The sequence below is a fragment of the Mycobacterium colombiense genome, from assembly GCF_001672755.1.
GTDB lineage: Bacteria > Actinomycetota > Actinomycetes > Mycobacteriales > Mycobacteriaceae > Mycobacterium > Mycobacterium colombiense_C.
The window spans coordinates 51,344-72,601 of sequence record NZ_LZKI01000073.1 but is presented as its reverse complement, the minus strand read 5'-3'; the positions used below and the strand labels follow the sequence as shown (position 1 = coordinate 72,601).

Genomic DNA, 21,258 nt, shown 5'->3' with positions numbered 1-21,258 from the left:
TTCGTGAGGACCAAGTGAGCATTCCGAATGTGCTGGCCACCCGGTACGCCAGTGCCGAGATGGTCGCGATCTGGTCGCCGGAGGCCAAGGTCGTCGCCGAGCGGCGGCTGTGGCTGGCGGTGCTGCGCGCGCAGGCGGAACTGGGTGTGTCGGTACCTTCCGCAGCCATCGCCGACTACGAGCGGGTGATCGAAGACGTCGACCTTGCGTCGATCGCGGACCGCGAACGGGTGCTGCGCCACGACGTGAAGGCGCGCATCGAGGAATTCAATGCGTTGGCCGGTCATGAGCACGTGCACAAAGGCATGACCAGTCGCGACCTGACCGAGAACGTGGAGCAACTGCAGATCCGGCGCTCGCTGGAACTGGTCTTCGGTCACGGCGTGGCGGTCGCGGCGCGGCTCGCCGAGCGGGCCGTGTCCTATCGCGACCTGGTGATGGCCGGCCGCAGCCACAACGTCGCCGCGCAGGCCACCACGTTGGGCAAGAGGTTCGCGTCGGCGGCCCAGGAGACGCTGATCGCGTTGACCAGGTTGCGGGAGCTGATCGACCGCTACCCGCTGCGCGGCATCAAGGGCCCGATGGGCACCTCGCAGGACATGCTCGACCTGCTGGACGGCGACGCGGCCAAGCTCGCCGAGCTCGAGCGGCGCGTCGCCGAATTCCTGGGATTCGCAACGGTATTGACCAGCGTCGGGCAGGTGTATCCGCGTTCGCTGGACCACGACGTACTCTCGGCGCTGGTGCAGCTGGGTGCCGGGCCGTCGTCGCTGGCCCACACCATCCGGCTGATGGCCGGGCATGAACTGGTCACGGAGGGATTCGCGCCAGGACAGGTCGGCTCCTCGGCCATGCCGCACAAGATGAACACGCGCAGCTGCGAGCGGGTCAACGGGTTGCAGGTTGTGCTGCGCGGTTACGCCTCGATGGCCGCCGAACTGGCGGGCGCGCAGTGGAACGAGGGCGACGTGTTCTGTTCGGTGGTGCGTCGAGTGGCGTTGCCGGACAGCTTCTTTGCCATCGACGGGCAGATCGAGACGTTCTTGACGGTGCTCGACGAGTTCGGCGCCTATCCGGCGGTGATCAGTCGCGAGCTGGATCGCTACCTGCCGTTCCTGGCCACCACCAAGGTGTTGATCGCCGCGGTGCGCGCCGGCGTCGGGCGCGAGGCCGCGCACCACGTAATCCGCGAACACGCGGTGGCCACCGCCCTCGCCATGCGCGAACACGGCGCCGAGCCCGACCTGCTGGAGCGGCTGGCGGCCGACGAGCGGTTGCCGCTGGACCGGGCGGCGCTGGACGCCGCGCTCGCCGACAAGAAAGCGTTCACCGGCGCCGCCGGTGACCAGGTCGACGAGGTGGCGGCGCAGGTGGACGCGCTGGTGAACCGCTACCCGGACGCGGCCAAGTACGCCCCGGGTGCGATCCTGTGACGCTGGCCGGCGCGCTCGCGGAGATCGACTTCACCGATCTGGACAACTTCGCCAACGGATTTCCGCACGATCTGTTCGCGATCCATCGTCGTGAGGCGCCCGTGTACTGGCATGCCCCGACCGACAACACCCCGGATGGCGAGGGGTTCTGGTCGGTGGCCACCTACTCGGAAACGCTTGAGGTGCTCAAGGATCCGGTGACGTATTCATCGGTCACCGGTGGCCCGCGGCCGTATGGCGGCACGCTGTTGCAGGACCTGGCGATCGCGGGTCAGGTGCTCAACATGATGGACGATCCGCGGCATTCGCAGATCCGGCGGCTGGTCAGCTCCGGGCTGACGCCGCGGATGATCCGGCTGGTGGAGGACGACCTGCGGACCCGGGCGCGCCGGCTGCTGGATGCGGTGGTGCCGGGCGAGCCGTTCGACTTCCTGGTCGACATCGCTGCCGAATTGCCGATGCAGATGATCTGCATCCTGCTGGGAGTGCCTGAATCCGAACGGCATTGGTTATTCGAGGCAATCGAGCCACAGTTCGACTTCGGCGGCTCGCGCAAGGCCGCACTGTCGCAGTTGTCGGTCTCCGAAAGAGACGCAGCGGCCGGGTCGCGGATGTATGAGTACGGTCAGCAGTTGATCGCGGCCAAGCGGGAGAACCCGACCGACGACATGCTGTCGGTCGTGGCGAACGCGATGCTCGACGACGCCGACGGCGGGTCCGCCCTGTCCGACCTCGAGTTGTACCTGTTCTTCAGCCTGTTGTTCAGCGCCGGGGCGGAGACCACCCGCAACGCCGTCGCGGGCGGCCTTCTGGCGCTGGCCGACCATCCGCACCAATTGCGGTCACTGCGCGGCGATCTCGACGCCCTGCCCACGGCCGTCGAGGAGATGGTGCGGTGGACGTCGCCGTCGCCCTCCAAACGCCGCACCGCCACCCGCGATGTCACGCTGGGCGGGCAGCCGGTCGAGGCCGGACAGAAGATACAGATCTGGGAAGGCTCGGCGAATCGCGACGCCGGCGTGTTCGAGAACGCCGACGAGTTCGATATCGCCCGAAAGCCCAACCCGCATCTGGGGTTCGGCCAGGGTGTGCACTATTGCCTGGGTGCCAACCTGGCCCGGCTCGAGCTGCGGGTCTTGTTCGAAGAGCTGCTGTCGCGGTTCGGCGGGGTCCACGTCGTCCGGCCGGTCGAATGGGCCCGCAGCAATCGGCACACCGGCATTCGGCACCTCGTCGTGGAGCTGCGCGAACAACCGTGACGATCCGGTTCGCCGATGTCGAGCCCTCACCCGATGTGTTCGCCGCGGTGATGGCGACGGGAATCTTGTCGATCGGCGCGCACGATCACGGGTACCGGTTGATCAGCGACACGATGGGTGTCATCGCTACCGTCGGACTGTTGGTTCTGGTCGCCCTGGTCGTCGCGAAGGTCGCCATCCCCGGCCAGCGGCTGCGGTGGGATCTGACCGATCCCGACGTCACCCTGCGCCTGATAACTTTCGTCGCCGCGTGCGCGGTGATCGACACCCGCCTGTCGTCCAACGTGTGGGTGGCGCGGGTGCTCGGCGCGGTCGGCCTGGCGTTTTGGCTGGTGCTGATCCTGTTCAGCGCGCGAAACATGTTGGCGCACCGGTGGACAGAGCTACGCGACCACGCCCACGGCCCCTGGCAGCTGGGCAGCGTGGGCACCTCCGGCTTGGCGATCGTGATCGCCCGGGCGGCACGACAGACCGGCCATCACTGGTGGCTGGCGGTGGCCGTGGCCGGGTGGGTGGCGGCGCTGTGCATCTACGGCCTGATGACGTGGCTGACCCTCTGGCGTGTCGTCAGCGAACGCCAGGACCGCGACGGCTTCGAACCCGACACCTGGATCCTGATGGGCGCCATGGCGATTGCGACGTTGGCCGGCGACAACATCCACGCCGTGGCGCCCGCCTGGCTGGCCGGTCCGGTCCGCACGCTCAGCATCGTCACCGGGGTGACGGCCACCCTGTGGATACCGCCGCTGATCTACTTTGCGCTGCACCGCATCAGGCGGCACCCCAACATGCTGCAATTCACCGGTGTGTGGTGGGCGTTCGTGTTCCCGCTGGGCATGTACTCCGCGGCCAGCTTCGCCATGGCGGTCGAGCTCGGCCGGCACCCGCTGCTCACCGTCTCGCTGGTGTTCTTCTGGGATGCGTTGGCCGCCTGGATCATTGTGGTCATCGCCGGGCTGCTACTGGTGGCGCGGGCGCTGCTGCTAGCTCCCGCGCAGCGCGATTCCGGCCGACCGTAGTTCGAGCGCGACCAGGGCCCCGATGGTGGCCGGATCATCACGGCGCCACCCGCCGACCGGATCCGTGCTGACGGCGATCAACTTCCGGGGCGGACGGTTCGTCAGCGCGCGCAGCGCAAGCAATTGCGCACCGGCCGGGGTCGCGGCCAGTGCGGTCACCGTCAACTTGCGCCGAAAGAATCGCAGTCGCAGAAAAAACCACGGCAGCGCCGCGATGAGGATCGGCACCGCAACGACGGCCATCGCGAGCAGCACCGCGAGCCAGCTTGCCGCGCTGTCCAGATCGTGGCCCGCGCCGGCGATGTCCAGCGCGGCGTGGCTGGCGGAGTTGAGCGGCTTGCTGACCGCGTCACCCACCACCGGGATGTGCTGGGCGCCGTGGCCGGCGGACTCGAGGTTGCCGGCGATTCCGTTCGCGCCGCTCTCCACCTGCCGGCCCGCGTCTGCGATGGTGGCGATGGCGTCGTAGACGGCCAGCCCGACGAGCAGCCAGAGCACTGTCCAGATGACGACGGCCAAGTCGCTGAACAGCTGGACGGCCAGCCGGCCGGGCCTGGTGGAGTAGGGCAGAAACCGCAGTGTCATAGCCCCGATCCCAGCACAAAGCGCGTTTGCAGGTGCCCGATAGGCTGACCGGATGCCTGCACTGTCCGACTACCAGCATCTGGCCAGCGGCAAGGTCCGCGAGCTGTATCGCGTCGACGGCGAACACCTGCTGCTCGTCGCCTCCGACCGCATCTCGGCGTACGACTTCGTCCTGGACAGCACCATCCCGGACAAGGGCCGCATCCTCACCGCGATGAGCGTCTTCTTCTTCGGTCTCGTCGACGCCCCCAACCATCTGGCCGGGCCGCCCGACGACCCACGCATCCCCGACGAGGTGCTTGGCCGCGCGCTGGTGGTGCGCCAGCTGGAGATGCTTCCGGTGGAATGCGTGGCGCGCGGTTACCTGACCGGCTCGGGATTGCTGGACTACCAGGCGACCGGGACGGTCTGCGGCATCGCGCTGCCGCCGGGACTGGTCGAAGCCAGCAGGTTCGCCGAACCGCTGTTCACCCCCGCGACGAAAGCCGCACTGGGCGACCACGACGAGAACATCCCCTTCGCCCGCGTCATCGAGATGGTCGGTGCCGTGCCCGCCAACCAACTGCGCGACCGCACCCTGCAGACCTATCTGCAGGCCGCGGATCACGCGCTCCGGAAGGGAATCATCATCGCGGACACCAAATTCGAGTTCGGCACCGACCGCGCCGGCAACCTGCTGCTCGCCGACGAAATCTTCACGCCGGATTCGTCGCGGTACTGGCCGGCCGACGAGTACCAGGTCGGCGTCGTCCAGAACAGCTTCGACAAGCAGTTCGTCCGCAACTGGCTGACCGGGCCCGAGTCCGGCTGGGACCGCCACGGCACAAAACCGCCGCCGCCACTGCCGGAGCACATCATCGACGCCACCCGAGACCGCTATATCGATGCCTACGAACGCATTTCCGGCCTGAGCTTCAACGACTGGATCGGACCCAGCGCATGACCGAAACGCATTCGGACGGCTCGGTGCCCCCGGTCGCCAAGCGGGTGGAGAGTCGGCGTGAGCACCACGGCGACGTCTTCGTCGATCCGTACGAGTGGCTGCGCGAAAAAACCAACCCCGAAGTCATCGCCTACCTCGAGGCGGAGAACGCCTACGTCGATCAGATGACCGCCCACCTCGAACCGCTGCGGCAGCAGATTTTCGACGAGATCAAGGCGCGCACCAAGGAGACGGATCTTTCGGTGCCCACCCGGCAGGGCGAGTGGTGGTACTACGCGCGCACCTACGAGGGCAAACAATATCGCGTCCAATGCCGTTGTCCGATCAGCGGGCCCGACGATTGGGACCCGCCGACGCTGGACGAGAACACCGCGATCCCGGGCGAACAGATCCTGCTCGATTCCAATGCCGAAGCCGAGGGACACGAATTCTTCTCCCTGGGGGCCGCGACGGTGAGCCTCGATGGCAACCTGCTGGCGTACTCCGTCGACACCCTCGGCGACGAGCGTTACACGTTGCGGTTCAAGGACTTACGTACCGGCGAGCTGTTCCCCGACGAGATCGCCGATATCGGCGCGGGTGCGACGTGGGCCGCCGACAACCGCACCGTGTACTACCTGACGCTGGACGACGCGCACCGACCCGACAAGGTGTGGCGGTATCGGGTGGGCTCCGGCGACGAGGCCGAGCTGGTCTATCACGAAGAAGACGAAAAGTATTGGCTCGGTGTGGGACTCACCCGCAGCGAGGCCTACGTATTCATCGCCTCGGGGTCCTCGATCACCTCCGAGTACCGCTACGCCGACGCCGCCGACCCGCAGGCGCAGTTCACCGTCGTGCTGCCGCGCCGCGAGGGCGTCGAGTACGCGGTCGAGCACGCGGTCATCGGCGGGCAGGACCGGTTCTTGATCCTGCACAACGACGGCGCGGTCAACTTCACCCTCACCGAGGCGCCGGTCAGCGATCCGGCGCAGCAGCGCACCCTGATCCCGCACCGCGACGACGTCCGACTCGACGCGGTCGACGCTTTCGCCGGCCTCCTGGTGGTCAGCTACCGACGCGAGGCGCTGCCCCGAATGCAGCTGTGGCCGATCAACGCCGACGGCACCTATGGGCAGCCCGAAGAGATTTCGTTCGACTCCGAGCTGATGACGGCCGGCCCGGCCGGCAACCCCAACTGGGAGGCACCCAAGCTGCGGATCAGGGCGGGATCGCTGGTGGTTCCGGCCCGGGTCTACGACATCGACCTCACCACCGGCGAACGCACCTTGCTGCGCGAGCAGCCTGTGCTCGGCGATTACCGGCCCGAGGACTACGTGGAACGGCGTGACTGGGCGGTCGCCGACGACGGCACCCGGATCCCGGTGTCCATCGTGCACCGCGCCGGGATCGAATTTCCGGCGCCCGCATTGCTTTACGGCTACGGCGCCTACGAGCTGTGCACCGACCCGAGCTTCTCCATCGCCCGATTGTCGCTGCTGGACCGAGGCATGGTGTTCGCCATCGCCCACGTGCGTGGCGGCGGCGAGATGGGCCGGCTGTGGTACGAGCATGGCAAGCTGTTGGAGAAAAGGAACACGTTCACCGACTTCGTCGCGGTGGCACGGCATTTGGTGGATTCCGGCGTGACCCGGCCGCGTCAGCTGGTGGCGCTGGGGGGCAGCGCCGGCGGACTGCTGATGGGAGCGGTGGCCAACCTGGCGCCGGAGCTCTTCGCCGGAATTCTCGCGCAGGTCCCGTTCGTCGACCCGCTGACCACTATCTTGGATCCCTCCTTGCCGCTGACTGTCACCGAGTGGGATGAATGGGGAAATCCCTTGGCGGACAAGGATGTCTACTCCTACATGAAGTCCTATTCGCCGTATGAGAATGTCGAGGCCAAGCGGTATCCGGCGATTTTGGCCATGACGTCGCTGAACGATACGAGGGTCTACTACGTGGAGCCGGCCAAATGGGTCGCGGCACTGCGCCACGCCAACGGCGACGGCAGTCCGGTTCTGTTGAAGACCCAGATGAACGCCGGACACGGTGGCGTCAGTGGCCGCTACAAGGGCTGGGAGGAAGCCGCCTTCCAATACGCGTGGCTGTTAGCGGCCGCCGAGGGCGACCGCAACGGCGGCCGCCAGGAAGACGATCTCGGCGCCGACCCGCAGAGGTAGCCGGGTCGTCATCGATTTCGGCGGATCGGGCATCCGGGACGCGTAGATGTTGGCCGGGAACATGGCCAGCATCAGCAACAGGGCGTCTCGCTGCGCGAATTGGCCCGGTCCGCGGGTGTCTCCCACGCCGCGCCGGCGCACCACTTCACCGATCGCCGGGGTCTGTTCACCGCGCTGGCCGCAGAGGGCTTCGCGCTGTTGGCACAGGCCCTGGCCGATGCCCGGGGCGACTTCGTCGACGCCGCACTCGCGTATGTGCGATTCGCCATCGACCACCCGGGCCACTACCGGGTCATGTTCGACAAGTCGCTGCTCGATGCGTCAGACGGGGACCTGGCGACCGCCGAGGCCGCGGCCGCCGCGGAGCTTGCTCGCGGGGTGGCGACGCTGCAGGATCCCGACGCCCGTGCCGACCCCGGCGGCGCCGAGTTGGCGGCTTGGTCGCTGGTGCACGGATTTGCGACGCTGTGGCTCAACGACGCCGTCGACGATCAGGTCAGGGCCACCGACCCGATGGAGACGGTGCGACGGATCGCGAGGATGCTGTTCGCCGGGTGATGGCGCTATTCGCCGGCGGGCTGGCTCGGCGGCTTCTTCGGCAAGAATGATGCCGGGATGATGGTGAACGCCACCAGCACGACGGCCAGCACGAACACGGCGGTATAGGCGTGTGCCAAGTGGTGCGACACGTGGCTGGCCAGATCGGGGGCAAGCGGCTGTCTCGGGACGGCGGACGGATCGGCCGGCAGGCCGTGCTTGCCGGCGCCCGGGCGCACCCCGCCCATCTCGTTCGCCGCCATCAGGGCCTCGTTGCGGTTGAACTGATTGGTCAGGATCACCGCCATGAGCGCGGCCCCAATCGAGCCGCCCACCTGCTGGTTGACACTGATCAGCGTCGTCCCGCGGGCAACCTGATGCGGGGCCAGCGCCTGCATGAGCGCCGCGGAGAGCGGCGTGGTGGTAAGGCCGATGCCCAGCCCCATGATCGCCAACCCGGTCACCAAGACCGGTGAATACGCGGCCTGCCTGGCGACGCCGTAGGTGAAGATCCCCAGCCCCACCGCCATCAGCGGCAGCCCGATCAGCACGATGTTGCCGGGCCCGCGCTTGTCCATGAAGGCTCCGCCGAGCGGCATGGTCAGCACCGCGCCGATCCCGATCGGCAGCATGTGCAGACCGGACTGCATCGGCGTCTCGTGGCCGACGATCTGGAAGAAACTCGGCACCAGCAGGCCGGTGCCGACCGAGGCGGCGCCGAACACCAGCAGGGTTACGTTGACCTGGGTGACCACCGGGTTCCGGAACAATCGCAGATCGATCAGGGGGTGATCGGTGCGATACCAGGCGTGCAGGATGAACGCGGCGATCAGGCCCAGGCCGAGGAGGGCCGGGGCCAGCACGTAGCGGTCGGCGATCGTGTGGCGCCCCGGGATGGAACACACCCCGCACAAAAAGATCGCCACGCCGGGCGACAGCAGCAGCGCTCCGGTGATGTCGAGCGCCTCCGACGGAGCCGAGCGATCCTTCGGGAACATGATCGCCGCGAGGGCGAAGGCGGTGAGCCCGATCGGCAGGTTGATCAGGAAGATCCATTTCCAGCCGTAGGCGCCGATCAGCCAGCCGCCCAGGATCGGCCCACCGATGGGGCCCAGCAGAATCGGGATTCCACCCACCGCCATCAGGCGGCCGACCCGCTTCGGTCCCGCCTCGCGCGTCAGGATCACGAAGCTCAGCGGCAACAACATGCCGCCGCCGATGCCCTGGACTATCCGAAACAGGATGAGCAGCAAGATGTTTGGCGCGATCGCGCACAGTAGCGACCCCAGCGTGAAGATCAGCACAGAACCCATGAAGAGGCGCTTGGTGCCGAACCGATCCGCCGCCCATCCGGTAATCGGGATCACGGTGGCGAACGCGAGCATGTAGCCGGCGATCGTCCACGAGACGATGGCCTGGGTGGACCCGAACTGCGCAATGAAGGTGCGCTGTGCGACGGCGACGACGGTGCTGTCCAGCACGGCCATGATGCAGGCCAGGCCGCACACCCCGGCGATCCTGAACAGCGCCGCGTCCAGCTTCTCGGGGTATTCGTCGGAGCGCAGCGACGATCCCGGGGCGGTAGGCAACGGGACGCTGAAAGCTGCGGAGCGGGTCTTCTGCATGGCGCCGCTGAGCATATCCACAGGGTTGCCCCGGCAGAAGGGTTTTTACTCGTATTCGCTTATTCGCACGCGTGTAATTCGCAACGCGGAGATTCCGCCTTCCGCGGGCGTTAAACAGACAAACAGCCTGGTCACGTGGTTACCGGGCGATAATGTTATTCGCCGGCCGTTTCGCTTGCCGGCTTTTTCGGCAAAAACCATGCCGGAATGAAGGTGCACACCACCAGCACGACGGCAATCACAAATACCGCGGTGTAGGCCTGCGAAAGATCGTGCACGACATTGCTCGCAAATCCGGGGGCGAACGACTGCCGCGGTATCGCCGACTGATCGACCGGCACTCCGTCGACGGCGGCCTTCTGGTGCAGGGCGGCGAGCTTGTTTGCTGCGACGATGTTCGGGCTGCGATTGAACTGGTTCGTCAGGATCATCGACATCAGCGCGGTTCCCATCGAGCCGCCCACCTGGTGGCTGACGCTCATCAACGTCGTTCCCCGGGCGATCTGATGGGGCGCCAGCGCCTGCACGGAGGCGACCGACAGGGGCATCATCGTGCAGCCCATGCCCAGCCCCATGATCGCCAGCCCGACCAGCAGGATGGGCAGGTAGTGGGCCTGGGTGGCCACCCCGAAGGCGAAGGCACTCAGGCCGGCGGTGATCAGCGCGATGCCGACCAGCACGATCTTGCCGGGACCCTGCCTGTCCACCAGCGGCCCGGTGAGCCGCATGGTCAGCATGGCGCCCAGCCCCTGAGGGATCATGTGCACGCCCGCCTGCATCGGCGTCTGGTGCAGCACCTGCTGGAAATAACTCGGGAGCAGCAGGCCGGCGCCGAAGAATGCGCCGGCGAACACCAGCATCGTCACGTTGGCGTGCGTGAGCACGGGGTTGCGGAACAGTCGCAGATCTATCAGCGGATGATCGGCGTGACGCCACGCGTGCGCGACGAAGCCCGCGATCAATGCCAGACCGATCGCCGCCGGTATCAACACGTGGCGGTCGGCCACGGTGCCGCGGCCCGGGATGGAGGACACCGCGAACAGGAACATCGCCAGGCCCGGCGAGAGCAGCAGCACGCCGACGGCGTCGAAGGTCTCCGAGCGGGCCGGGTGATCCCGCGGGAAGATGATCGCGGCCAGTGCGATGGTGAGAAACCCGATCGGCACATTGATCAGGAAGATCCACCGCCAGCTCGAGGTGTCGATCAGCCAGCCGCCCAGGATCGGCCCGCCGATCGGGGCGAGCAGCATCGGGATGCTCAGGATCGACATCAGGCGCCCGAGCCGTCCCGGTCCCGCTTCGCGGGTCAAGATCATGAATCCCAACGGCAGCAGCATGCCACCGCCGATTCCCTGCATCACCCGAAAGACGATGAGCTGCAGGATGTTTGCGGCGATCGCACACAGCAGCGAGCCCAATATGAACGCCACCACGGAACCCATGAAGAGCCGTTTGGTGCCGAACCGGTCGGCCGCCCACCCGGTTATCGGGATCACGGTCGCCAAGGCGAGTGTGTAGCCGGTCATCGTCCAGGCCACGACGGCCTGTGAGGACGCGAATTGGTCGATGAAGGTGCGTTGCGCGACGCTGACGACAGTGACGTCCAGGATCGCCATCACGGTGGCCAAGATGCACACACCGGAGATCCGCAGCAGCGCGGCATCGAGCTTGTCGGGATATTCCCGTTCCTCGACACCCGGCTGCCCGGTGGGGGCGTGGGGCAGCGGGGTTCTGGCCGCTGCGTACGAGGCCTCATCCATGGCGTTGCTTAGCATATCGAACTGATCACCCCGGCTGACGCTCGCGGCGGTTGTTGTGAGGGCAGGTCTGACAGCCGCCGAAATCAGTTATCGCGCTGGGGCGAGTGCATATACGCCTGCTGTCTGCGTGTCCTTCACCATTCCGACACTTGGGATCGGCAAACTGCTGGTGTGTCTGGAAAATTGATCGTCTCGGTCTCGGGGATCGGTGAGCGCACCCTTCCCGACGTCGAGGCGTTCTGCGCGAAAATGGATGCCCGTAAGGTACCGGTGTCGTTGTTGGTGGCTCCGCGCCTGACCGGTGACTACCGGCTCGACCACGACCCACAAACCGTCGAATGGCTGACCACCCGTCGCGCCGGCGGCGACGCCATCGTGTTGCACGGCTACGACGACGCCGCGACCAAGAAGCGCCGCGGTGAATTCGCGATCCTGCGGGCGCACGAGGCCAACCTGCGATTGATGGCCGCCGACCGGGTGCTCGAGCACCTCGGGCTGCGCACCCGCTTGTTCGCGGCACCCGGCTGGGTGGTGTCACCCGGGGTTGTCAAGGCTTTGCCGGACAACGGATTCCGCTTGCTGGCCGATCTGCATGGGATCACCGACCTGGTCCGCCACAACACCGTCCGCGCCCGCGTCCTCGGCATCGGCGAAGGCTTCCTCACCGAGCCGTGGTGGTGCCGGATGGTGGTGCTGTCCGCCGAGCGGATCGCCCGTCGCGGCGGCGTCGTCCGGGTTGCGGTCGCGGCTCGCCACCTGCGCAAGCCCGGGCCGCTGCAGGCCATGGTGGACGCGGTCGACCTGGCCTTGATGCATGCCTGCACACCCACCGTGTATCGCTGGGAGGCGGCCAAAGCGGTGCTCGACGCCGCCTGACGAAGCGACTGTCTGACCTGCTCGTCGGGGCACTACCCTGGTCCGACATGAGCGATTCTTCGGTTGCGGGGTTCGATGCTGATGCCATCGTCGTCGGGGCGGGCCTGGCCGGCCTGGTCGCGGCCTGCGAACTGGTGGATCGCGGCCTGCGGGTGCTCCTCGTCGATCAGGAGAACAGCGCCAACCTGGGCGGGCAGGCCTTCTGGTCCTTCGGCGGCCTGTTCTTCGTGGACAGCCCCGAGCAGCGCCGGTTGGGTATCCGCGACACCCATGAACTCGCGTTGCAGGACTGGCTCGGCACGGCGGCCTTCGACCGTCCCGAGGACTACTGGCCACGCCAATGGGCGCACGCCTACGTCGATTTCGCCGCCGGGGAGAAACGCAGCTGGCTGCGGTCGCGGGGACTGAAGCTCTTCCCGCTGGTGGGCTGGGCCGAGCGTGGCGGCTATGACGCACAGGGACACGGCAATTCGGTTCCCCGCTTCCACATCACCTGGGGCACCGGGCCCGCGCTGGTCGACATCTTCGCCCGTCAACTGCGCGACCGCACGTCGGTGCGGTTCGCGCACCGCCACCAGGTCGACGAGCTGATCGTCGAGGGCGAGGCGGTGACCGGCGTCCGAGGGACGGTGCTGGAGCCGTCCACCACGCCCAGAGGAGTCGCGTCATCGCGAAAATCGGTAGGCCAGTTTGAATTTCGCGCGGATGCGGTGATCGTGACGAGCGGCGGCATCGGCGCCAATCATGAACTGGTGCGCAAGAATTGGCCGAAACGCATGGGCCGCGTTCCCGAGCAACTGCTGAGCGGGGTGCCGGCTCACGTCGACGGCAGGATGATCGCCATCTCGCAGCGGGCCGGCGCGCGGGTGATCAACCCCGACCGGATGTGGCACTACACCGAGGGCATCACCAACTACGACCCGATCTGGCCGCTGCACGGGATCCGGATCATTCCGGGCCCGTCGTCGCTGTGGCTGGACGCGAGCGGCAGGCGGTTGCCGGTCCCGCTCTACCCCGGTTTCGACACGCTGGGCACCTTGGAGTACATCACCAAATCCGGGTTCGACTACACCTGGTTTGTGTTGAACGCCAAAATCATTGAGAAGGAATTCGCGCTGTCCGGGCAGGAGCAGAACCCCGACCTGACCGGGCAGAGCGTCCGCGAGCTGCTGCGTAACCGGGCGCGTTCCGGGCCGCCGGGGCCGGTGCAGGCGTTCGTCGACCGGGGTGTGGACTTCGTCAGCGCGAACTCGTTGCGCGACCTGGTGACGGCGATGAACAAGCTGCCCGATGTGCAGCCGCTGGATTACGCGACGGTGGAGGCCGAGGTCACCGCCCGGGATCGGGAGGTGGCCAACAAGTTCAGCAAGGACGGCCAGATCACGGCGATTCACGGCGCGCGCAACTATCTGGGCGACCGGCTGGGCCGGGTGGTGGCGCCGCACCGGCTGACCGACCCGAAGGCGGGGCCGATGATCGCGGTGAAGCTGCACATCCTGACCAGAAAAACGTTGGGCGGCATCGAAACCGACCTCGCCTCACGGGTGTTGAAGGCCGACGGCACGCCGCTGAGCGGTCTGTACGCCGCCGGCGAGGTGGCCGGGTTCGGCGGTGGCGGCGTGCACGGCTATCGCGCGCTGGAGGGCACCTTTCTGGGCGGCTGCATCTTCTCCGGCCGCGCCGCAGGACGCGGCGCCGCCGACGACATCACCTAGCCGCGGGCGCGCCAACCGGCCGGCCGCTAGAACGTGACGGCGTCTTCCTCGGGCAGCACCTGGAAGTCGGTGCTGGTCATCTCAGTCAGGCGTCCGTAGTAGATGCCCCGCGCATCCGGGGCGATGATCCCCTGGTGAATGGGAACCGCGCGCTCCGGAGCCACGGCGCGCAGGTAATCGACCGCTTCGGACACCTTCATCCACGGCGCGGCCGCCGGGGTGGCCAACACGTCCACCGGCTCGTCGGGCACGAAGAGCGCGTCACCGGGGTGCATCAGCCGAGCGCGATGGCCGCCATCGCCCACCAGAAACGAAATGTTCTCTATCACAGGGATTTCCGGGTGAATGACCGCGTGCTTGCCGCCGACCGCGCGAACCGTCAGTTCACCGATGTGCAGCTCGTCGCCGACGTGCACCTCGCGGCAGGGTGCGCCAAGTAGCGCGGTGGTCTGCGGATCGGCGTAAAGCGCCGCATCCGGGTTACCCTCAAGCAATGCCGGCAGCCGTTTGGCGTCGACATGGTCGGGATGCTGATGGGTGATCAAGATGGCGGTCAGGCCGGTGATTCCCTCGAATCCGTGCGCGAAGGTACCGGGGTCAAAGAGCACGCGGGTGTGGTCGAACTCGGCAAGTAGGCACGAATGGCCGAAATGCGTCAGTTGCATATCTACGATTGTGCCTTGATGGACAAGCTGCCGATGCGCGTGATCCTGGCCACGATGCTGGTCGCCGGCAGTTTCGCAGTTGCCCTGATCGTCGTCGTCCCTGCGCAGGCTGAGCCGGAGACTTGCCCGGGGCTGTGCGACCGGATCCCGAACACCGCGTGGATCGATCAGCACGCCGTCCCGCTGGACGCCGTGTATCACTGGCCCGCCCTGGCCGGCCAGGCCCTGCAGACGACCGGTTCGGCGCCCGGCCCGCGGTTCCGGTTCGAGGAGCTGTGCGCCGCGCCGGCGCTACCCCAGGATCCCCGGGACTCGGCCGTGGCGGCCCGTGTGACGGTGCAGCATCCCGACGGGCAATGGCAACTGCAGGCCCAGGTCCTGCACTGGCGCGGTGACACCGCCCACGGTGGGGCGATCGCGACCACGGCGTTCAGCAATGCCGTCGCCGCGCTGCGGGCCTGCCAGCAGCGTGCACCGCAGGAGTCACCGTCGTTGACCACCGACGAATCGAATCGGATGGCCGGCGTGATCAGCGGCCCGGTGGTGATGCGCACCTATCTGTTCGCCCACCCGGCCAGCAGCACGATCAGCGAGGTCACGCTCTGGTCGACGGCCCCGGCGCAGACGGCCTGGCCGGCGATGGCGGACGATCCGGTGCTCAATGCCATGAGCGCACCCCTGTGTGAGGCCTACATTGGCTCGTGCCCGTAACCCCGAGCTGCGCGTTCGCCGGTAGAGTTGGCGCCGAAAACGCCAACTGAGGAGGAGCGCCGGTGGCCCGGGTGATCGTGAGCGTGATGCCCAAAGCGGAGATTCTCGACCCGCAAGGTCAAGCGATTGTGGGCGCGCTGGGTCGCCTCGGACATCCCGGAATCTCAGAAGTTCGGCAAGGCAAGCGCTTTGAGCTCGAAGTGGACGACAGTGTCGATGATTCGGCGCTCGCCGAGATCGCGGAATCGCTGCTGGCGAACACCGTGATAGAAGACTGGACGATCAGCCGGGAAGCGCAGTGACAGCACGCATCGGGATCATCACCTTCCCCGGCACACTCGACGACGTGGACGCCGCGCGCGCCGCGCGGCGGGTCGGCGCCGAGGCGGTCAACCTGTGGCATGCCGACGCCGATCTGCGGAGTGTGGACGCCGTGGTGGTGCCCGGCGGCTTCTCCTACGGCGATTATCTGCGAGCCGGTGCGATCGCCAGGTTCGCCCCGGTGATGACCGAGGTGGTGGAGGCCGCCCGGCGCGGCATGCCAGTGTTGGGCATCTGCAACGGTTTTCAGGTGCTCTGCGAGGCCGGCCTGCTGCCCGGGGCGCTGACCCGCAACGTGGGCCTGCACTTCATCTGCCGCGACGTGTGGCTGCGAGTGGCCTCGACCTCGACGGCGTGGACGTCGCGATTCGAGCCCGACGCCGATCTGCTGGTCCCGCTGAAGTCCGGCGAGGGACGCTACGTGGCGCCGGCCGAGGTGATCGAGGAGCTCGAGGGCGACGGGCGGGTGGTGTTCCGGTACCACGAGAACGCCAACGGGTCGCTGCACGACATCGCCGGGGTCAGTTCCGCCAACGGCCGCGTGGTGGGCCTGATGCCGCATCCCGAGCACGCCATCGAGGCACTGACCGGGCCTTCCGACGACGGCCTGGGCCTGTTCTATTCCGTGCTGGACGGCGTGCTCGCCGGCTGAGCGGAAACGCCTGCGGCATCGCGTAATTCGGCGAATGACGCGGCGATGGCATCCGTCGCCTCGTGCGGGTCGTTGAACGTCCGGTCGTCGGTGAGCACCGCGACGCCGAGTCGGTCCACGTAACTCCACACGGTGATGTTGACCGGGGCGCCGGGCGACAGCACGCCGGTGGAATAGATCTCGCTGACGGCCGCGCCGCCGAAGTGGCCGCGCTCGCGCGGCCCCACCACGCTGGACACCGCTACGTTCATCAGCTTGTTCGGCGCGTCGCGCAGGCCCAGCCATCGAAATGCCGCGGGCGCGAACGCGGTCGGAAGGTAGGCCATCATTTTCCCGTACAGCTCCGGGCCGAGGACCTCGTGGTCTTCCTTAGCGATCTTGGTGGCCAGGGCGACCAGCCGGGCCCGCTCATTGGGGTCGGCGACATGGACCGGCAGCGAGATCATCAGCCCGCTGATCTCATTGCCGGTGATCCGGTCCGACTTGTCGGTGGCCGTCGGCACCGAGGCGATGAGCGGGCGCTCGGCCGCGCCGTCATACGCCAGCAACAACGTCCGCAGCCCGCCGGTCGCCATCGCCAGCACCACATCGTTCACCGTGATACCCAACGCCTTTGCCGTCGCTTTGACCTCCGGCAGCGACAACGACGTGCTGGCGAACCAACGTTGCGGCGAGACGAGATGGTTGAGGAACGTCGGCGGTGCGTCGAACGCCTCGGCCAGGTCGGGGTGCGCCCCGCGCTCCTTGGACCGGCGGCGTACCCGCATCATCCCGACAGCCGCGTCCTTGACCAGCCGGGGCAGTTCACCGATCTGCCGGACGTGGTCGCGCGCCGCCGCACGCAACAGGTCGGCATTGGATGTGGTGACGCCGGCCTCGTCGTTGTCGCGCTCGTCGGTGTGCCCGTCGCGCAGATCCATCGCGCGGGCCAGCAGGTTGACCGATGCGACACCGTCAGCCAGCGCGTGGTGGACTTTGCCGATCAAGGCGAATCGACCGCCGGCCAGCCCCTCGGCGAAATGGAACTCCCACAACGGGCGGCTGCGATCCAGGGGAGTGGACGCCACGTCGCCGATCACCCGATCGAGCTCGCGCCGGCCACCCGGCGCGGGCACCTGTACCCGCCGCAGGTGATAGTCCAGGTCGACGTCGCAGTTCTCCTGCCACATGGGGTGATGTAGATGCCAGGGAATGTCAACGAGCTTGTAGCGCAACGGTTCTAGTAGATGGAGCCGACGACGCACGTGGTGACGGAACGCGTCGAAACCGAATTCGCCGTTGACGTCGGCGGGGTCGATGATGGCCACCTTCAGCGTGTGCGTGTGCAGGTTGGGCGTCTCGCTGTAGAGCAGCATCGCGTCCATGCCGTTGAGTCTTTTCACACGCCACCTCCAGCGGCCTGCCCCGGGCGCCGTCAGCCCAGGATCGGGAACCGGCGCTGGCCGGCGAGCCGCTGCAGCGCGGCTTCCATGACGGCGCGTACGTGGGCGTCGACCTCGTCGACGTCGGGATCCTTACCGAATTGGGCGGTGACGTCGATCGGCTCGAGAACCTCGGTGACGATCTTTGCCGGCAGGGGCACGTTCGGCGGGAAGATGACGCTCAGCCCGAAGGGGAAGCCGACGCTGATCGGCAGGATGTCCATTCGTGCCTTGGTTAGCCCGAGCTTGCGGGCCAGCCAGTTGCCCCGGGTCAGGAACAGCTGGGTCTCCTGAGCGCCGATGGACACGGCCGGCACGATCGGCACCCCGGCTTCGATCGCGGTCCGCACGTAGCCGGTGCGGCCGTTGAAGTCGATGGTGTTGGCGGTGAAGGTCGGCCGGTAGGAGTCGTAGTCGCCGCCGGGGAACACCAGCACCACCGCGCCGGAATGCAGGGCGGTGGCGGCGTTTTCACGGCTGGCCTCGATGACCCCGAGGCGGCGCAGCCAGCCGTCCAACGGCCCCAGGAACAGGCCGTAATGGCCCAGCGTGTAGACCGGTCGGTCGTAGCCGAACCTGTTGTAGAAGGCGGGGGAGAAGATCAGTACGTCCGGGGTCAGCATGCCGCCCGAGTGGTTGGAGACCACCAGGGCTCCGCCCGACGCCGGGACGTTGTCGATGTTTCGCACCTCGGCCCGGTAGTACCGCCTGATGGCCGGTCCGAGCACCTTCGCCACCTGTTCGGTGAAGGCCGGATCCCATTTGGCGGTTTCGTGGTTGTCCGCCGCGTCCACACCGTTGCCCTTCATGGCTCCCCGCCGTCCGTTCTTCGCTCTTTGCTATTTGTTGCCGGTGTGACGCCGGTCTCAAACCTCAGTCCACGGTCGACATATGCTACTCTTCATTTAAGAGAATGTCATATCCGTTTGCTGGACGGCGAACGCGTGGTGGGGAGTATGTCCGAAAAGGTTCTGGTTACTGGGGGTTTCGGACTCGTCGGCTCCCAAACGGTGCGCCGGCTCGTTGCCGACGGCCATCGCGTTGTCGCGACCGACCTGGGCACCGCCGCCCAGCGCAAAGCCGCGGCGGCGCTGCCGGCCGGAACCGAGGCGCACTGGGCGGATCTGACCGACCCGGGTCAGGTTGATCGGCTGCTCGCCGAGACGTCGCCCACCGCCATCGTCCACCTGGCCGCGGTGATCCCGCCGCTGATCTATCGCCAGCCCGCGCTGGGCCGCCGCGTCAACGTCGACGCGACCGTCACGTTGTTGCGCGCGGCGCAGTCGAGGCCGCATCCGGTGCGGTTCATCCAGGCGTCGAGCAACGCCGTGTACGGCGCGCGCAACCCGCACCGGCATCGCGAGCTGTTGCGCCCGGACAGTCCGATGAAGCCGGCCGACCTCTACGGTGCGCACAAGGCCGAAGCGGAACAGCACCTGCGGGCGTCCGATCTCGAGTGGGTCATCCTGCGCCTGGCCGGGGTGATCAGCGTCGAACCGGACGCCATGCCGTTCAGCGTCGATGCGTTGTTCTTCGAGAGCGCGCTGCCGGCCGACGGCCGCATTCACACGGTCGATGTCCGCGATGTCGCGCGCGCGTTCGCCGCATCGGTCACCGCCGATATCGCCGGTGAGACGCTGCTGATCGCGGGCGACGAATCGCACCTGCTTCGGCAGGGGGAGGTCGGCAAGGCGCTGGCCGCCGCACGCGGTCTGGTCGATGTCCTGCCCGGCGGCCGGCCGGGTGATCCGGACAGCGACGACGACTGGTTCGTCACGGACTGGATGGATACCGTTCGGTCCCAGCAGCTCCTGCAATTCCAGCGCCATTCCTGGCCGGACATGCTCGCCGAGATGCGGGCTGCCGCCGGGTGGCGGCGCTACCCGATGCGCGTGATCTCGCCACTGGCCCGACGCTTCCTCAAAAGCCGTGCGGCCTATCGGGATACGCCCGGACGGTACGCCGATCCGTGGGGCGCGATCCGGGCCGGGTTGGGTGAGCCGCGCCCGGATGCCCCGTCGAATTAGGTAGCCGGTCCGGGCGTCAGCCGGCGTCGCGCAGCAACGGCCGTTCGGTGGACGGCAATTCGACGGTCGGGTTCAGCTCATCGAAGAGCTCGGTGGCGTCTGCCACGGTCCGGTCGACGAACGACGCGAAATCGTTGAAGGAGACGTCGTTTCGGATCCATTGCGACTTGCGGGCCGTCACGCCGATGCGCTGCGGATCCGACGAACCGTGCACGATCGCGGTGACCTCGCGGTCGAGGCGATTCCACCGATCGCAGAAGTACGTCAGCCACGGGCGATCGGCCGCCGGGAAATAGCATCCGGGGGTGACGCGGATGATCAACACGTCATCGTGCGCGGGCGAGACCTCGAAGTGAACGTGCAGGCGCCGCGGAGCGTTGGTGACGAAGAAGTATTCGCCGTCGTGGTGGCCGCGAAAATATCGCCGCCCGCGGGTGCGCAGGTAACGTTCGACCAGGTTCGCGCACAGCTGCTCATTCGTCATGAGTTCGATGGTGCGGCCTGTGGCTTTGGGAATGCTTGGAGCCGAGCGAAGTGGCATCGAAGAATCTGTTGAGAATTGGCTGAGTGAGCGCCGGTTCCCAGGAGTTTTGGCCCGGGCTCAGCTGGGCTCACGCCGTTCCACAATGCCGGCGCCGGGGCTGGGCACCGTGCGCGGCAGCGTGACCGAAAACCTGTACCTCTCGGGTCGGTAGTGGAATTCCACGACCTCCAGGGGCTTGTCGTCGCGGCTGTAGCTGGTGCGCTCGAGCACCAGCACGGGAGACCCCAGCGGCAGGTTCAGGGCGCCGGCCACCTCCAGCGACGCACCGGCCGCGTGAATCTCGTAGTTGGCCCGGGAGATGGGGACTTCCAGCCTGCGCTCCCACATCGTGTAGGTGCTTTCCATCGCCTGCGCGGTCTGCTCGTCGGTCGCGCTCTTCAGCAGTGGTTCCACGGCCGTGCCCAATCCGGGCGGCAGGTAGGCGATCATCAGGGCGAGCGGCTGGTCGCCGTCGCGAAAACGCCGGTGCACACACAGGACCTTGGGCAGGCCCAGTATTTCGGCAATCCGTTGTGGGGCGTCATCGACACGATGCGACAGGACGTCGACGTTCGGCGTGATCCCGGAGCCGGCCAGTACCTCGGTGATGGTGCGCACGCCGGGCCCGAGCTCTTGTTTGACCGGGTTGGCCACGAACGTGCCCAGGCCCTGCTTTCGGACCAGCCATCCCTGGCGCTCGAGCTGCCCGACCGCCGCGCGCACGGTCACCCGGCTCACGCGGGTGCGATCGATGAGCTCCCGCTCGGTCGGCAATCGCGCGCCGCGGGGCAGGCGCTGCTTGACGATGGCCGCCTTGAGGGCTTCGGCGAGTTGGGTGCTGGCCGGCACGCTGCCACGGGATATCCGGAGATCGGCCACGCCGAGGTCCAGCTGATCGGGAGCCACGAGATGTATTAAAACGTTCTATGTGCGGGGCGTAAAGTGACGCCTCCCGGCGCGGGTGGGCCCGACGGACGGATTACTCTGGTAGCGAATGCTTTTCGCGTGTTTGCGGCCCGGCGAACAG

At 67.3% G+C, this 21,258-nt stretch carries 19 protein-coding genes and 1 pseudogene; 12 read left to right on the top strand and 8 right to left on the bottom strand.

The window, feature by feature from the left end; translation table 11 throughout:
• Positions 1-14 precede the first annotated feature (14 nt).
• The 3 genes from purB to A5708_RS10055 are packed head-to-tail and all read left to right on the top strand — an operon-like array spanning position 15 to position 3,711.
• Complete coding sequence (gene purB / locus A5708_RS10065) at positions 15-1,433, top strand: adenylosuccinate lyase (RefSeq protein WP_065028475.1); 1,419 nt, start codon at positions 15-17, stop codon at positions 1,431-1,433.
• Positions 1,430-2,692 carry a cytochrome P450 gene (locus A5708_RS10060; protein ID WP_065028474.1) on the top strand — a complete coding sequence of 421 codons (1,263 nt, stop codon included), beginning with the start codon at positions 1,430-1,432 and terminating at the stop codon, positions 2,690-2,692. Before purB ends, A5708_RS10060 begins: the two co-directional genes overlap by 4 nt.
• A complete protein-coding gene (locus A5708_RS10055; RefSeq protein WP_065028473.1) occupies positions 2,689-3,711 on the top strand; it encodes a tellurite resistance/C4-dicarboxylate transporter family protein in 1,023 nt (340 codons plus the stop codon). The genes A5708_RS10060 and A5708_RS10055 overlap by 4 nt, the downstream gene beginning before the upstream one ends.
• Here the strand turns inward: A5708_RS10055 and A5708_RS10050 are convergent.
• Positions 3,676-4,296, bottom strand: a complete 621-nt coding sequence (locus A5708_RS10050; protein ID WP_065028472.1) for a hypothetical protein — start codon at positions 4,294-4,296, stop codon at positions 3,676-3,678. The two genes, A5708_RS10055 and A5708_RS10050, sit on opposite strands and share 36 nt — an antisense overlap.
• Positions 4,297-4,348: 52 nt before the next feature.
• Between A5708_RS10050 and A5708_RS10045 the strand changes: the two genes are divergently transcribed.
• The 3 genes and pseudogenes from A5708_RS10045 to A5708_RS10035 all read left to right on the top strand — a co-directional run.
• On the top strand, positions 4,349-5,239 hold the full coding sequence (locus A5708_RS10045; protein ID WP_065028471.1) for a phosphoribosylaminoimidazolesuccinocarboxamide synthase: 891 nt from the start codon (positions 4,349-4,351) through the stop codon (positions 5,237-5,239).
• A complete protein-coding gene (locus A5708_RS10040) occupies positions 5,236-7,398 on the top strand; it encodes a S9 family peptidase (RefSeq protein WP_065028470.1) in 2,163 nt (720 codons plus the stop codon). Before A5708_RS10045 ends, A5708_RS10040 begins: the two co-directional genes overlap by 4 nt.
• Before the next feature lie 81 nt (positions 7,399-7,479).
• A pseudogene (locus A5708_RS10035) lies at positions 7,480-7,956 on the top strand (TetR/AcrR family transcriptional regulator); the annotation flags it as partial.
• Positions 7,957-7,961: 5 nt separating this feature from the next.
• Here the strand turns inward: A5708_RS10035 and A5708_RS10030 are convergent.
• Together A5708_RS10030 and A5708_RS10025 are read right to left on the bottom strand one after the other, a co-directional pair.
• The gene (locus A5708_RS10030) at positions 7,962-9,575 is read right to left on the bottom strand and encodes a DHA2 family efflux MFS transporter permease subunit (protein WP_065028468.1); all 1,614 of its coding nucleotides are present in this window, start codon (positions 9,573-9,575) and stop codon (positions 7,962-7,964) included.
• Positions 9,576-9,715: 140 nt separating this feature from the next.
• Entirely contained in the window at positions 9,716-11,335 is a 1,620-nt protein-coding gene (locus A5708_RS10025) for a DHA2 family efflux MFS transporter permease subunit (RefSeq protein WP_065028467.1), read from the bottom strand.
• 156 nt (positions 11,336-11,491) lie between these two features.
• Between A5708_RS10025 and A5708_RS10020 the strand changes: the two genes are divergently transcribed.
• Positions 11,492-12,196, top strand: coding sequence for a DUF2334 domain-containing protein (locus A5708_RS10020; RefSeq protein ID WP_065028466.1), 705 nt, complete (start codon positions 11,492-11,494; stop codon positions 12,194-12,196).
• Between the two features lie 47 nt (positions 12,197-12,243).
• Positions 12,244-13,911, top strand: coding sequence for an FAD-binding dehydrogenase (locus tag A5708_RS10015; RefSeq protein WP_065028465.1), 1,668 nt, complete (start codon positions 12,244-12,246; stop codon positions 13,909-13,911).
• A 26-nt stretch (positions 13,912-13,937) separates the two neighbouring features.
• Here the strand turns inward: A5708_RS10015 and A5708_RS10010 are convergent, their stop codons facing one another.
• A complete protein-coding gene (locus A5708_RS10010; protein ID WP_065028464.1) occupies positions 13,938-14,576 on the bottom strand; it encodes an MBL fold metallo-hydrolase in 639 nt (212 codons plus the stop codon).
• Here A5708_RS10010 and A5708_RS10005 point away from each other — a divergent pair.
• The 3 genes from A5708_RS10005 (at position 14,553) to purQ (ending at position 16,260) form a co-directional block, all read left to right on the top strand.
• Positions 14,553-15,287, top strand: a complete 735-nt coding sequence (locus A5708_RS10005) for an ATPase (protein WP_196772587.1) — start codon at positions 14,553-14,555, stop codon at positions 15,285-15,287. The genes A5708_RS10010 and A5708_RS10005 overlap by 24 nt on opposite strands.
• Positions 15,288-15,349: 62 nt before the next feature.
• Complete coding sequence (gene purS, locus A5708_RS10000; protein WP_064951331.1) at positions 15,350-15,589, top strand: phosphoribosylformylglycinamidine synthase subunit PurS; 240 nt, start codon at positions 15,350-15,352, stop codon at positions 15,587-15,589.
• The gene (gene purQ / locus A5708_RS09995) at positions 15,586-16,260 is read left to right on the top strand and encodes a phosphoribosylformylglycinamidine synthase subunit PurQ (protein WP_065028463.1); all 675 of its coding nucleotides are present in this window, start codon (positions 15,586-15,588) and stop codon (positions 16,258-16,260) included. Before purS ends, purQ begins: the two co-directional genes overlap by 4 nt.
• On the opposite strand, the gene A5708_RS09990 is transcribed toward purQ, so the two are convergent.
• Positions 16,227-17,642 (bottom strand): WS/DGAT/MGAT family O-acyltransferase, encoded by a 1,416-nt coding sequence (locus A5708_RS09990; RefSeq protein WP_196772586.1) that lies wholly within the window; start codon positions 17,640-17,642, stop codon positions 16,227-16,229. The genes purQ and A5708_RS09990 overlap by 34 nt on opposite strands.
• 32 nt (positions 17,643-17,674) lie before the next feature.
• Complete coding sequence (locus A5708_RS09985) at positions 17,675-18,490, bottom strand: lysophospholipid acyltransferase family protein (RefSeq protein WP_065028461.1); 816 nt, start codon at positions 18,488-18,490, stop codon at positions 17,675-17,677.
• 147 nt (positions 18,491-18,637) lie between these two features.
• On the opposite strand from A5708_RS09985, the gene A5708_RS09980 reads away from it, so the two are divergent.
• A complete protein-coding gene (locus tag A5708_RS09980) occupies positions 18,638-19,708 on the top strand; it encodes an NAD-dependent epimerase/dehydratase family protein (protein WP_065028460.1) in 1,071 nt (356 codons plus the stop codon).
• Between the two features lie 16 nt (positions 19,709-19,724).
• Here the strand turns inward: A5708_RS09980 and A5708_RS09975 are convergent, their stop codons facing one another.
• Together A5708_RS09975 and A5708_RS09970 are read right to left on the bottom strand one after the other, a co-directional pair.
• Positions 19,725-20,192, bottom strand: coding sequence for a hypothetical protein (locus tag A5708_RS09975; protein WP_065028459.1), 468 nt, complete (start codon positions 20,190-20,192; stop codon positions 19,725-19,727).
• A gap of 117 nt (positions 20,193-20,309) precedes the next feature.
• Positions 20,310-21,137 (bottom strand): GntR family transcriptional regulator, encoded by an 828-nt coding sequence (locus tag A5708_RS09970; protein ID WP_065028458.1) that lies wholly within the window; start codon positions 21,135-21,137, stop codon positions 20,310-20,312.
• Between the last annotated feature and the right edge of the window lie 121 nt (positions 21,138-21,258).

Excerpts from the sequence above, each read along its gene's own strand:
- A5708_RS10050 (WP_065028472.1), bottom strand. The coding sequence starts at position 4,296 with ATGACACTGCGGTTTCTGCCCTACTCCACCAGGCCCGGCCGGCTGGCC.
- A5708_RS10045 (WP_065028471.1), top strand. The coding sequence starts at position 4,349 with ATGCCTGCACTGTCCGACTACCAGCATCTGGCCAGCGGCAAGGTCCGC.
- A5708_RS10040 (WP_065028470.1), top strand. The coding sequence starts at position 5,236 with ATGACCGAAACGCATTCGGACGGCTCGGTGCCCCCGGTCGCCAAGCGG.
- A5708_RS10030 (WP_065028468.1), bottom strand. The coding sequence starts at position 9,575 with ATGCTCAGCGGCGCCATGCAGAAGACCCGCTCCGCAGCTTTCAGCGTC.
- A5708_RS10025 (WP_065028467.1), bottom strand. The coding sequence starts at position 11,335 with ATGCTAAGCAACGCCATGGATGAGGCCTCGTACGCAGCGGCCAGAACC.
- A5708_RS10015 (WP_065028465.1), top strand. The coding sequence starts at position 12,244 with ATGAGCGATTCTTCGGTTGCGGGGTTCGATGCTGATGCCATCGTCGTC.
- A5708_RS10005 (WP_196772587.1), top strand. The coding sequence starts at position 14,553 with ATGGCCGAAATGCGTCAGTTGCATATCTACGATTGTGCCTTGATGGAC.
- A5708_RS10010 (WP_065028464.1), bottom strand. The coding sequence starts at position 14,576 with ATGCAACTGACGCATTTCGGCCATTCGTGCCTACTTGCCGAGTTCGAC.
- A5708_RS09985 (WP_065028461.1), bottom strand. The coding sequence starts at position 18,490 with ATGAAGGGCAACGGTGTGGACGCGGCGGACAACCACGAAACCGCCAAA.
- A5708_RS09980 (WP_065028460.1), top strand. The coding sequence starts at position 18,638 with ATGTCCGAAAAGGTTCTGGTTACTGGGGGTTTCGGACTCGTCGGCTCC.
- A5708_RS09975 (WP_065028459.1), bottom strand. The coding sequence starts at position 20,192 with ATGACGAATGAGCAGCTGTGCGCGAACCTGGTCGAACGTTACCTGCGC.